10 protein-coding genes are annotated in these 12,773 nt (G+C 40.4%); all 10 read right to left on the bottom strand.

What is annotated here, in order from left to right; translation table 11 throughout:
- Window positions 1-32 precede the first annotated feature (32 nt).
- The 10 genes from EZ444_RS09475 to EZ444_RS09520 all read right to left on the bottom strand — a co-directional run bounded on the left by EZ444_RS09475 (window position 33) and on the right by EZ444_RS09520 (window position 12,770).
- The gene (locus EZ444_RS09475; RefSeq protein WP_131608490.1) at window positions 33-1,226 is read right to left on the bottom strand and encodes a TlpA family protein disulfide reductase; all 1,194 of its coding nucleotides are present in this window, start codon (window positions 1,224-1,226) and stop codon (window positions 33-35) included.
- 1 nt (window position 1,227) lies between these two features.
- Window positions 1,228-2,382 (bottom strand): peroxiredoxin family protein, encoded by a 1,155-nt coding sequence (locus tag EZ444_RS09480; RefSeq protein WP_131608491.1) that lies wholly within the window; start codon window positions 2,380-2,382, stop codon window positions 1,228-1,230.
- 8 nt (window positions 2,383-2,390) lie between these two features.
- Window positions 2,391-3,953, bottom strand: coding sequence for a PKD-like family lipoprotein (locus EZ444_RS09485; protein WP_131608492.1), 1,563 nt, complete (start codon window positions 3,951-3,953; stop codon window positions 2,391-2,393).
- A 12-nt stretch (window positions 3,954-3,965) separates the two neighbouring features.
- Entirely contained in the window at window positions 3,966-4,724 is a 759-nt protein-coding gene (locus tag EZ444_RS09490; protein WP_131608493.1) for a DUF4843 domain-containing protein, read from the bottom strand.
- Window positions 4,725-4,735: 11 nt separating this feature from the next.
- Window positions 4,736-6,175 (bottom strand): RagB/SusD family nutrient uptake outer membrane protein, encoded by a 1,440-nt coding sequence (locus EZ444_RS09495; RefSeq protein ID WP_131608494.1) that lies wholly within the window; start codon window positions 6,173-6,175, stop codon window positions 4,736-4,738.
- 24 nt (window positions 6,176-6,199) lie between these two features.
- Window positions 6,200-9,604 carry a SusC/RagA family TonB-linked outer membrane protein gene (locus EZ444_RS09500; RefSeq protein ID WP_131608495.1) on the bottom strand — a complete coding sequence of 1,135 codons (3,405 nt, stop codon included), beginning with the start codon at window positions 9,602-9,604 and terminating at the stop codon, window positions 6,200-6,202.
- A gap of 183 nt (window positions 9,605-9,787) precedes the next feature.
- The gene (locus tag EZ444_RS09505; protein WP_131608496.1) at window positions 9,788-10,720 is read right to left on the bottom strand and encodes a FecR family protein; all 933 of its coding nucleotides are present in this window, start codon (window positions 10,718-10,720) and stop codon (window positions 9,788-9,790) included.
- 68 nt (window positions 10,721-10,788) lie between these two features.
- Window positions 10,789-11,376, bottom strand: coding sequence for an RNA polymerase sigma-70 factor (locus EZ444_RS09510; RefSeq protein ID WP_131608497.1), 588 nt, complete (start codon window positions 11,374-11,376; stop codon window positions 10,789-10,791).
- 321 nt (window positions 11,377-11,697) lie between these two features.
- Window positions 11,698-12,336 carry an SCO family protein gene (locus EZ444_RS09515; RefSeq protein WP_131608498.1) on the bottom strand — a complete coding sequence of 213 codons (639 nt, stop codon included), beginning with the start codon at window positions 12,334-12,336 and terminating at the stop codon, window positions 11,698-11,700.
- Complete coding sequence (locus EZ444_RS09520) at window positions 12,333-12,770, bottom strand: hypothetical protein (RefSeq protein WP_131608499.1); 438 nt, start codon at window positions 12,768-12,770, stop codon at window positions 12,333-12,335. The genes EZ444_RS09515 and EZ444_RS09520 overlap by 4 nt, the downstream gene beginning before the upstream one ends.
- Window positions 12,771-12,773 lie beyond the last annotated feature (3 nt).

Genomic DNA, 12,773 nt, shown 5'->3' on the forward strand with positions numbered 1-12,773 from the left:
CTATTCAAAAGGACGCCATTTCTATTTAAATTCTATATTTTCTGTTTGAAGGCTTCTTCGAGCTGTGTTTTTAACTTAGCACTGAAACCCGTATACTTTTCAACAATTTTCCCTTCCCTGTCTATCAGGTAAAGTGTTGGAATCCCAATGATCATAAAACTGGCCATCGTTTTGTTCTTATCAGGACTCAGCACTTGTGGCCATGGCATATTTTCTTCAGACATCGCTTTTCTCCAAGCTGCATTATCAGTATCTACAGAAACGCTCAATACTTCAAGACCACTATCCTTATATTTGCTGTACAATTCTTTAATTTCCGGTATAGCTTTTCGGCATGGACCGCACCAGCTTGCCCAGAAATCGACTAACAAATACTTTCCTTTAAAAGAATTGATATCTACAGCCTTCCCTGACGGATCATTATATGCAATATGAGGAATTACACTCCCCTTTTTCAATGCATTTTTAATGGCATTTTGTGCAAGGAACTCTTTTTTGAGCTGTTTAGCTTCTTCAAGCTGTGGATATTGATCTAACAGCTTTGAAAGCTCCGCCGAGAAAAATTCGGGTTCTTTATCTGTCGAAAGCAGACTCAACAAGTATACCGCAGCAGGATTGTTTGGATTGGCTTTAATGAGCTGTTTAAGCCTTAAGTTTTCGAAATCTGCCTTTTGTCTGATCAGTCCATTCGTTCTCAAATAAGTAAACCAGGAAGTGTCTTTTTTCATGTAATTTCTGGCAGTCAGCATTTCAGCACTCAGTAAGTCCATTTCCTTATCGGCCAGAAACTTCTGATACAGGGCTGTATTGATCAATTGTGTGCGTGGTGACTTACTATCGATCACCACAAAACCAGAATTCTTAGTTTTGGTTCTTGCAGTATCATATCCCCGTGCAGTAATATCTACATCATTATCTGACCAAAAACTAGCTGTTTGCCACTTTAAAATATCCAATTGATATAAACCTGACACCGTTGATTTTACGTTTAAACTAAAAGTACCATCAGCATTAACCTTTACAGAATCTACAGCTCTTTTATCCTTCCCTATCCCTTTATACAACCATACCATGTTGTACTTTTTAAATGTTTCCGGATTCAAAAAGCTAACCTTGCCTTTAATGGCTATGCCTTTATTCACTTGAGCAGAAGCGGACGCATAACCACATGAGATCAGTCCTGCCAGCAATGCGTACATCGCCTTATTCTTCAATATTCCCAGCATCCTAATTGTTAAAAATAGCCTTTAATTTATCATCTAGTTGTTTACCCGCCGCACCAGTCCAACGCGCTACAATTTTACCCTCTTTATCCAGTAAAATCTGAGTTGGATAAGCTTCAATGCCATACAATTGAACCAGATCCTGTTTCATAGACACTTCATTATTCAAAACATTTGTCCAGGTCAGTCCATCTTTTTCTATCGCTTCTTTCCATACTTTCTCCGCCTGTGTCTGCCCGCTAACTTTCTCACTTGCAATACCCAAAATTTCAAATCCTTTTGCCGAATACGTAGTATAAAGTTCCTTCAAATGAGGATTCGCAGCACGGCAGGGAGCACACCAGCTACCCCAGAAATCCAGCAACACATATTTTCCTCTAAACTGTGATAAACTTACCGGCTTGCCATCTACACCTGGCTTCGTAAAATCTGGTGCAGGACCACCAGCCTGAATGATCTTTACGGATTCAATTTTAGCAACAATACCTTTCGCATAACGGGTATTTTTGTATGTTGATGCCAAACCATTATACGCGGCCTCCAATTCGGCAGTGTTATAGTCCCTTGCGGTCATTGACAAATAATAAACACTTGCAAAAGCTTCCGGATGTTCCTTAATGAATTTTTTTCTTGATGCCGAAATGGCCTTTCTGTTCTCCAGCATTTTCGGAGCAATCTCAGCCATCGCATCTTTAACCCCCATAATCCTCGATTCAACCATCTGCTTTTGCAAAGCAGCCATTTGTTTTATTAAAGGCTCTTCAGCTTTACGAAACTGTGTAAAGCTATCGTTAAAGGCATCACCGGTTACAGAAGCCAGGTTAAGATCCAGTGCAGCACCTGTAATGGTTAGCTTCGCCCCTTTGGTCAGTACAATTTCAAGTGGTAAAGGAGGCTGGTACATCCCTGTTTTTCCACCTCCAAGATAAAGGTTACGGTCAATGCCCGTACTTACCGAAGTTACAAATGGTTCCTCTCCAGCAGGGCCGGTCAGTTCAAAAACATCGTTTTTAGCCTCAACCGTTATGGCTCCCTCAATGCCTTTTACGATGATTTTTTCGTTTCCTTGTCCCACTAAATTCCCTTTAATGGTATAATTCTGTGCATGCAGGGCAAAAAAGGCGCCCAGCAATGTTATTGTTAATGTGGTCTTTTTCATTGTTTTATTTAAATAAGTGGTTTCCAGGCCATCGCTTTGATTTTGCCAAAACCTGTATATTCTTTTTGTGTTCCCGGAACTAAACTGCCTTCTGTCTGATTTACCTCAACCTGATAAACAGTCCCAACCTTTTTACTTTCATTATAAGTAGCGATGTATAAAACCTTGCAAGGATTCTTTGGGTCGAAAGGTATGCCAGGCGCATGATTTGTGTAATAATATTTTTGCAGTGCAATATTGGTAATGGTTTCACCCGCAGGCGCCGTCCACAATTGTCCAACAGTATTCTGAAGGTATTTAAACTGGTACAAATGGTTATTGGCACTATAGTAAAATATCTCCCCTAAATACCCAGCAGTAACCGAGTTGATATTTGCTACTTCAGGGCAAATGCTCATATCATATTTGGCTTTTCCTATGTTTGGAATTTCACCACCTCTAAAATTGGCGGTCAACAACCAGTGTTTATTTGCGTTATCCTTCATCACAAGATACTCTAAATTGTTCCAGCCCATATCGCCCATCAGCAATTCCATACCTACATTATTCACGTCAAATGGAGCAGTCACAGCCTGTGTGGTACTTATCGGAACAATTTCAGATCCCCGTGTAATCAGCTTCATAAACTTTTTATTGGTCTGATCGTAAAAAATAGCATCAAAAGGAGCTCCAAGTGTAGAGGTAGACATCCAGGGCGCAAGCGTTCCATAAGTCCCACCAAGGGCATCGCCAAAAGCACGTTCACCTTGAACCAATGCTGTATAATCTATCATATGCACCTTATTATTATTGATAAGGAACTCTTTGCGCCCTTCTGTTGCTTTGATCAATATAGGAGCTGTACTAGCTGGTTTACTCCAGAACAAACTTTGGTTGTAGTCAAATACTTTTTGAAAGGTACCTGAGACTACCATAGCTATTTCCTGACTGCTTTGTACATACAACCGCTTAGCACTGAGGTTCGCTGAAGAAAAAATAAGTGAACCTGGTGTACCTGGCAAAGGTGTGCCATTGGAAGCGCTATATATATCCAGGAATAGTTTTTCTTTTTTCAGCTGAGCTTTGGAAATCTCATTATTAGCGATTAAACCTACATCAGTTTTGCCATCCCGCTCATAAAGAACCATCCAGCCTTCTGCGAGGGAAGGAGTAATTTTCACATCAAATTTTGAAAAAGCTTTTATCCCGGTAGTGGTATTAGTAACTGTAAACAATACCTCCCAGGAGAGCTCACGCTGACTCATCTCTGCTTTAAGCGCAATGGAATCAGAAAGTATATACCTTTCGGTAATTCCCTGGACACCTGCAGCTGGATACATTTCCCAGCTAAACTTTAGTTCCGAAAACTGCGATTTAACAGGATCGACTTTTTCACCTTTGTACATTACCTTAGGGCTAATCTCCAGGATATCAAAACGCTCTAATCCATAAGATATCGCTACATTTTCAATGTCAATCGTCACCGGGTTCAGCGTTTTATAGTCATAGTTCCCTTTGTCCTTAGCACAGGAAGCCAAGAGGATTATCCCACTAAGCAGGATCAGGAAGTTTAAAATTTTCTTGCCATTCATAATTTTGTATGTTTATGGAAATGTAATGGATTCTTCATTTTCTGTTACCAGTGGTTTAGTATGCGCCGCATTATATATCGCCAGCTCCGTCTTACAACGCTTCTGCCAGTATTCCGCCTGTGTATAACTCACTTCGTCAGGAGGTACAGGAGGTTTGGTATCACTTCTTACTTTAAAAACGGGTATCCGGCCAATCACAGTAGTGATAAACTGGAACTTCACATTGCTATAGGTGCCAAAAAAAGTTGACAAATTTTTGTACGGAAAGGTATCCGCATCCCAGTTCGCTGGTTTAGAGAACTCTTCTTTCAGGATTACGATCAAATCAGATTTTTCAACAATACCTTTTTTGAATAGCCCATTCTCCTTCAGCGCAAAAATGATCCTGGCCTGCCTTTGTCTAAAATCAGTAGATCTTTTGATGTAGATCGGAAAAACTCCCTCGTAAGTATTGGCTTTAAGTACGTATTTCGGAAATTCATAATGAACACCTGGCTTCACTCTTTCAGTTTCACCACCTATAGCTTCCAGTTGAAACTCACGATCCTGATCAACCGGCAGCCCTGTAAGCCGCACACTAAATTTTATTGTGTCAAAGTCATTAAGCGATTTAAAAGCATAATTATAAACCAGACTGTCCTGTTTCTGCAGATTGGCACCCAGCCATATGTTCAATGCACTGAAATCAGCATCATACCGCAGTTCTTTTGATTTTTCACAGCTGCTTAGCAGAAACGCGAAGCAGGCTATATACATTAATTTGGATTTCATATTTCTTCCTCCTATCTATTGTCTACACGTCCTGGTGCGTTGTTAAACTCACTTACCGGAATCGGTAATTTATACCCTTTTAATGCGATGATATCGTAATTGGTTCCTCTTGGAATCCTCGGTGTATTCTTCCGCTTGTGATAAAAAAACAATTGTCCTTCACCTATAAATTCTTTCCTGAATTCCTGCAGCAATACCGCATCAAAATTACTTGCATCAATTGGTGCAAGAGCAAGTCCGCGATGTGTCCGAACCGTATTGATCAGCTCTGCAGCTCTTGTAATATTTGTAGCTTTCAAAGCTTCTGCGGCGATAAAATACATCTCAGGCAATTTAATCATAGGCATTTTATTACGATAAGCCACCGGCCAGGTAGCTTCAGTTCGCTGCGCATATTTTTTCAGAAAGAAGTTACCTTCATTAGTTTCAGTAAACCAATACAAGTACCTGAAATCTTCTGCGGCATTTTCATAATATTCTGTTCTACTAGCCTTCGAAATATAAAACACATTACTGCCACCGGTAGTGGTAAAGCTGTTCTGGTAAATGGTATTTAAACGTGTAACATTTAATGCAAACAAATGCTCTGTAGAGAAGACCAGGTCGGCACGCGTTTCAATTTCCAGATTTACCTTCTGTATCCAGGGAAATTTATTGGCATTGATCACCGTTTCTGCATTTTCCAAAGCCTTAGGTAGGTCCTTTTTATACAGGTAAATCCTGGCCAGCAAACCTTTCACCGCATAATAATTCAGGTGTAATTGTCTGTTCATCAGATACCCATTGTCATCTATAGTCGTCACCGTTCGGCCAGTAATCAGCGGATCTCGTTTCAGCAGTTCAGCAGCTTCATTCAAATCCGCAATAGCCAAATCAATTATTTCTGCCACTTTCAATTGCGGCGCGATCTCCTTAGACGATTTTTTGAAATAAGGAATGGCCATCTTCGATGGATTCTCTTCATAACTTGCACCGAAAATGCGTAACAGATCGAAGTGCATAAAGGCGCGTAAGGCCAGTGCTTCCCCCTTGATTACTTCATAATTATCGGGACTAAATACCGATTTACGGGCATCAATCGATTCCAGCAATTTGTTGTTGTTAGAAATGGCAGTATATACGCCATTCCAAATGGCATCAATCCTACCCAATGAAACCTGACTGTTCTGGTATTCAAAAATCTTATCAGCATCGTAAGCCAGAGCCTGGTAGTCCCATTCATAACCCAACACACCCATCAGTCCAAATGTCATCTCGCGCCCGTAAAGTGGTTCATATGTCAGCGAAGCGTATACACCGGCCAAAGCCTCCTTAAACCCACTTTCAGTTGAAAAGAGATCAGTATCTCTTACCTGCGATTTTGGTTCCACATCCAGCCACTTATTGCAGGACAATAAGCTGAAAGACATCGTCAGGATTGTCAACCCTAAGTATATTTTTTTTGTATTCATATCATCTGTTTCTAATCCTAAACATTAAAATGTAGCCTGCAATGAGCAGGAGTATGTTCTTGCGAATGGAAAGTCCAGTCCGCGCTCTGCTTTAACCGAAGAAATCCGGGCAATCTCATTGGTAAAAAACGTGACCCTTAATCTTTGCATTCCTACCTGTTTCAGTAAAGTACTGTTCCTGAAGTCGTAGGACGCATTGAGTGAACCCAGCTGCAGTTCGTTAAATTCCTGCACAAACCTGGAACTCGGATTAGTTTTTGTAGGTTTAATCGTGATCTTTTTAAAGAACACTTCATCTCCCGGATTTTTCCAGGTTCCGGTAAACACCCTGCTATCTACATTATACTGGACGTCAACATTTTCCACACGGTCTACCAAGGTCTGGTTATAATACTGTCCACCTAGCCGGTAGGTAAAACCACAGTTTAGTCCCCATCCCTTATACTGCGCATTGAAACCAAAGCTTCCTCTCAATTTCGGATTGGTATCACCAAAAGCAATCTGGTCGTTCGGATCCCACTTATAGGTCAACTCCCCGTTTAATTTTCTAAAAATTTCATCGCCGGTAACCGGATCGATCCCCATAGAAGGTACTGCCCACATAGCTGTAGTAGATTTACCCTCCTGGAACCTGGTAAAGGGTTTGGTAGAGCTGCCTCTTTCAGCTTCAAGTTCATTATTTAGGTTGTTTAGCGAACTGGATATTTTCACCAACTTGTTCTTATTCATCCCGACATTCAGGAAGATATTCAGGAAACTATTGGTCGACTGATCGTTGAATGCGCGCACGCTCATTACTGCATCGATACCATTATTCCTCACCTGACCCAGATTTTCCTTGATGGTACTGAAACCTACAGATCCCGGAAGTGAAAGATCAGTCAGCAAATTATTTGTGTTTGAAATATAGTAATCCAACCTCAGGTTGATTCTACCCCAGAGCTGTGCATCAACACCAAAGTTATAATCCTGGGTTTGCTGCCATTTCAACTCATCATTAGCCAGGCCCATCAGCTTAGCAGCCACGATATTGTCGTAATACACATCAGTGAGATAATTGTAAGTGGCCATGGCCTGGTAGGGATTGAAATTCTGACTACCTGTATATCCGGTAGATGCTCTTAACTTTAACTGGCCAAGCCATTCTTTATCGGCCATAAAAGCTTCACGATGGATATTCCATCCGATACCTACCGACCAGAAATTGCCCCAGCGGTTGTTGGCACCAAACACACTCGATCCCTGTCTCCTGAAATTCAGGTCAGCCAGGTAGCGCTCATCATAGGAATAATTAAGCGCCGCAAGTAAGCCCGTTTCACGGGTTAAAGCATCAGTCCCCGAAGGTCTGCCATCTTGCAAATATTGACGGGCAAAATTAATGTTGTCTACTCTGTCATTCAGGAAACCTTCAGCGGTTACGCCGTGTGTTTCACGCTTGGTTTCATACAAATTCCAACCTGCATTCAGAAAAAACAGGTGCTTACCCAGTGTTTTAGAATAGTTTAGGGTAAGATCTGTTTTAATCGAACCATCCCGTCCATCAGTAATGCTGTATTGTCCGCGTCTGAAAAAATCTTCTTCAGAATAATTCCCGAAACGAGTATGGTTTGCGGGATAAAAATCCTCTCGGGTATCTAGCTTTTGGGTATAGCCCAGTCGACCAATAATCTTCAAAGCACTATTTAGTGACCACTCCGTCTGGAAATTGTTGGTAATATCAGTATACTTAGAAAAATTCTTGGTACCAAGGCTAGCGTCATACAGCGGGTTAAAGTAATTGATTGTTGCTGCGCCAATTGGAGAAAACTGTCCCAACACTTTCTTTAAAGTACCATTTTCTTCGTAGGGCGTCCAGTAGGAATTGAGCTTGGAATAAGCTGAAAATGCACCATAAGGCGAGTCGTAGCCGTTATTTCCCGTCACCATCAAGTTATTTCTGAATAGAAAATTGCTGAGACGATATGACAGAAATAAGTTCCCAGAAATGGTACGGCGACCAGACTCTTTCATTACACCAGCGATGTCATTATAAGTAAAATCTGCTCCATAGCGAAGGAACTGATCTCCACCTTCCAGTGACAAAGTATGTTTCTGCCCCGCCGCATTGCGTACGGGCTGAGATAGCCAATAGGTATTCACACCTCTCACGACTTCCGCATTGGTATTGTTATATTGTTCCTTAAGTAACTGGTCGTTATTTTGATAAAAACTGCTGTAACGTCCTGCGTCCAGTTCCACCTGTAGCTTTTCTGAAGCATTGGTCAGGCTATAACTACTTAGGTCAGGTGTAGTAAAATTAAAATCACCGGTGTAACTCAACCTCAGCTTACCCATTTCAGGGCGCTTAGTTTCCACTACAACAACCCCATTGGCAGCTCGTGATCCATAAATAGCTTTTGCTGCAGCATCTTTGAGGATCGTTACAGAAGCTACCCTGTTCATGTCCAGATCGTAAATCTTCTGAAGGCTCGATTCAAATCCGTCCAGGATAAAAAGCGGCATATTCGGACTGCCGGAATATTCCCCCCTTACATCAGGAAGGCTGTTCGCTCCCCTGATCTGGAGATCGGGCAATGCGTTCGGGTTAGAGCCCATCTGCAGATTCTCTACCTGTATAAAACTAGGATCCAGCATTTTTAAACTCTGGATGATGTTCTGGTTACCAACAGTACGCAACTGTTCTTGGGTAAAGGTAGAGGCCGATCCGGTAAAACTCTCTGCCTTGCGTGTAAAAACACCCGTCACCACTACAGATTCCAACTCTTTATCCTCTTTCTCAAGGGTAACATACAGGTCAGAGGAGGAACCTATTTTAACCTCACGGCTCTTATAACCTACATAACTGAAAACAAGGGATTTTGCTCCTTCAGGTGGCATGATACTAAATCCTCCTTTTGCATCAGTTTGTATAGTCGGTGCCGGAAAACCCTTTACCCGTACATTGACGCCAGATAACGGTTGATCATCGGCATTGAGCACGAGTCCTTTAAGCCTGCCTGTGGGCGCCGCATTCCCCATACCAGTCATAGGTATAGATTTCGGAGCAGACGTTGCCGGGCTGGTACTTATCTTTTTACGAATGATGATCTTATTGTCTTTAACCAGACAATCGAGGGCCGTTTTACTGAGAATTTTTTCTACAGCAGCCTGTACAGTTATGCCTTTAGCGTTCAAGGAAACCTTGTAAGCGCTCAACATTTCCTCACTATAAACAAAGTTATAGGTACTTTTTTTCTGTAAAAAATCAAGTGCCTGTTTTAACGGGATATTATTAAAGTCAACATCAATCTTCGTCTGGTTATTTGATTGAGCTTTAGCGGACTGAACCGTCAGCAGGAAGAGTGCCGCAACAACAAAGAAGACACTGTAAACCGGGAACTTAAAGCGCCTAATTTCGACCAGCAATAAAATGCGGGCATATTTTTTCATACCTTTGAATGTGGTTTTTTAATTAAAATTTAGATTTAGGAAACACGGGATGATCATCAGATGGGTGATTGGCGTTACATTTCTGAGGACATCATGGAACCGGAATATTTATATTTCGGTTTCGTTTTTTAAGTAATTAATTCATCATAAGCGGTCCGGTTTAGTTTGATTGGTTGGTTTGATTTAGTTGGTTATTAAAATATGATTACCCTTTATCTGATAATTCAGCCCCTGGGTTATGATAAGTGCCTCAAGAATATCGTTCAGGTTATCTGTTGCTGCAAATCTTGCCGTAAAACGAAGTTCCTGGATAATCTTATTTTCAAAGCTGATTTTCACATTAAATTTATTCTCAAGTTTAGCTGCAACGGTTTTAAAATCTTCATCATTAAACGAAAGTCTACGCTCCATCCATGAAACTATATCTGCTGCAGATACTTTTTTCTGCTTTACCTTACCCGAAGCTTTGGTATAGAGCAATTGCTGATTAGGCAACAATACCTCGTTGTTTACTGCTACTTTACCCCTACTTACAGTCACACTAATTTCCTTTAACCAGGAGTAGGAACTGATATTAAAGGCTGTCCCTAATACATTAGTGAGGGTTTTACCCGCTTTTACCTGAAATGGCTTCTGCGTATCGTGATGAATATCAAAATAAGCCTCTCCATCTATCAACTCGACCTGTCGTTTAGCAGCGCCGAACTTTTCCGGGTAACTTAAAGTACTATTACTATTAAGCCATACGATCGACCCATCACTAAGTTTGATTTTTCTCACATCATTCTCCTTGGTTTTAACAACTACCATATTAGCCAACGGGTCGGCCAGTTCCGGCAAGCTATTTTTATAGTTAAAGCCAAACCACAACAATCCCATCACCACAACGACAGAAGCGGCGGCAGCGATCATCCTCCTGAACTGAATTGTACGGACAAAAGGAACTGTCCGGCTTCGGTTTTCACCCATATCGTTCAACAGTCTATTGAGCACAGTGTTTCTTACTTCTTGCGCAGGCCCCATTTTTTCCACATCCCAGGCCGCAGGATTTTCTTTAAAATCATCAATAACTTTACTAATGCGCGCTTCGTCAGAGTCGTTATAATGCTTATGCATAGTTGTGTCTATTAAAAAAAAGAGTTTTAGTCATGTGCTTTTACCTAAAGACACATCAAACGGGGAGATCACCCAAAGAAAAATAAAATAAAATAGAAAATCAGAAAATCGCCCATCAGTAGCCTCATTTTACGAAGACCAATATTGATCTGATTCTCTACGGTTTTCGGACTGATGTTCAGTCTCGACGCAATTTCTTTGTTGGATAAATGTTCCTTACGGCTCAGGATCAGAATTTCCCGGCATTTTTCAGGCAGACTTAATATGCCATTTTCAAAAACACCGTCAATTTCCCTAAGCAACAACTGCCCGTCTGATGCGGCATCAGAAACAATGTGTTCATGTTTCTCTTCGGTTATCTCTACCAATTGTTTCTGGGAACGAATCTTATTTAGAGATTTATTCTTTATGGCGATGTATAAATAATCGCGAAGTGACTTTATTTCCAGTCGCTCTCTGGAAGTCCAGAGATACAGAAAAACATCATGTATTAAATCTTCGCAAGTTTCGCGGTGGGGAAAAATATGAAAAGCACAAGCATACATCTCAGACCAGTAACGATCATAGATACAAACAAAGGCCACCTGATTGTGCGACTTCATCAAACCGATAAGTGCATCATCCGATAGTTCCGAAAAATCTGTATTTCCCTTCATTATGCTATTAAATACGACATAAACCTATTCATCAAGGCCAATCTCATCCGTATCATTTAATTCCACTAAATTAGTAGATTAAATTAAGATATTCATATATAAATGGCAACTTAATACTTAATTGTTAAATTTAAGTGCTTTTTTACAAAAAATAGCACAATCATTTAATACCTGACAAACAATCTGACAATTAAAAAAGCCAATTTTAAATTTCAAAGCTTTAATCCAGACATGGATCAAAAAAAAGCTTTTACTTTCCAAAATTGGCTACCAGGCTTAATGAAATATTCAATAACAGCAGAAATTCACTAAAAAAACCAACTATTTTTCATATTCTTTCAATAAAATATCCATATCACCCATTAATTGAGCTACTTCTTTGTCTTGTGTACCATCATAAGCTCCTCTGATACGCTTTTCTTTATCTACCAATACGAGATAGCCTTGATGAACAAATCCGCCTGGCGCATTTTTATCTTCCTGTGCAGCTACCAAGTAATTGCGCTCAGCAAGGGCATAAATCTCATCCCTGCCACCCCATAAGTATTCCCACTGTGTACCTTCCACCCCCAATTTCTTAGCATAAGCTTTCATTCTTGAAGGGGTATCATACTTTACATCAATCGTATGAGAAGCTAGTTTAACTTCAGGATTACCTTTATACTTTTGGTATACCTTTAGCAAATTCCGATGCATTGTAGGACAAATGGTCGGACAGGAGGTAAAGAAGAAATCGGCAACGTAAATAGTTCCATCAAAATCCTTTTCAGTAACTACAGCACTATCTTGATTTAATAGTTTGAAAGCAGGGATGGTTCTAAATGTAGAATCAATTACAGTTTTTCCATCAACTACCCGTTCAGTAGTTTCCAATTGCAAGAATGGCAAACGCTTTGGCTTATCCTTACAACTAAAAAGAAACAAGCTCAATAACATTACATATAATCCCGATCTGCTCATTTTTTCTTGAATTTACTTAAATAATCATCCGATAATTTGATCTCCGATTTGTAAAGACTATCAATGGCCGCTATTTTAGCTTTTTCAGATTCAAAATACTTTATTGCCGCTTCATTTGATTTACCGGTTACATCAGGCTCAAACTTATGCATCCAATCATTCATGCTGTCTTCGGCCTGAGTTAACTTGCTCAGTAAAGCGTTGATTTCTGTTTTCTCTTTTAGGGTATCCAGTTCAGGAAATTTAGTTTTAAGTCCTTTAATATCTTTCATCAAGGTATCCAATGCCATCTGGTTGTTTACTATTTTACCATGATCAGCCATCACCACATCGTGAAATTTCATCACATCATCACGCACCACCTTATAATCTCCTTTTTGTGTGCAAGCTATTGCTCCAATAGCGATAAACAGTGCTCCAATTGATTTCTTCATCTT

This window comes from Pedobacter hiemivivus (assembly GCF_004331685.1).
Lineage (GTDB): Bacteria > Bacteroidota > Bacteroidia > Sphingobacteriales > Sphingobacteriaceae > Pedobacter > Pedobacter hiemivivus.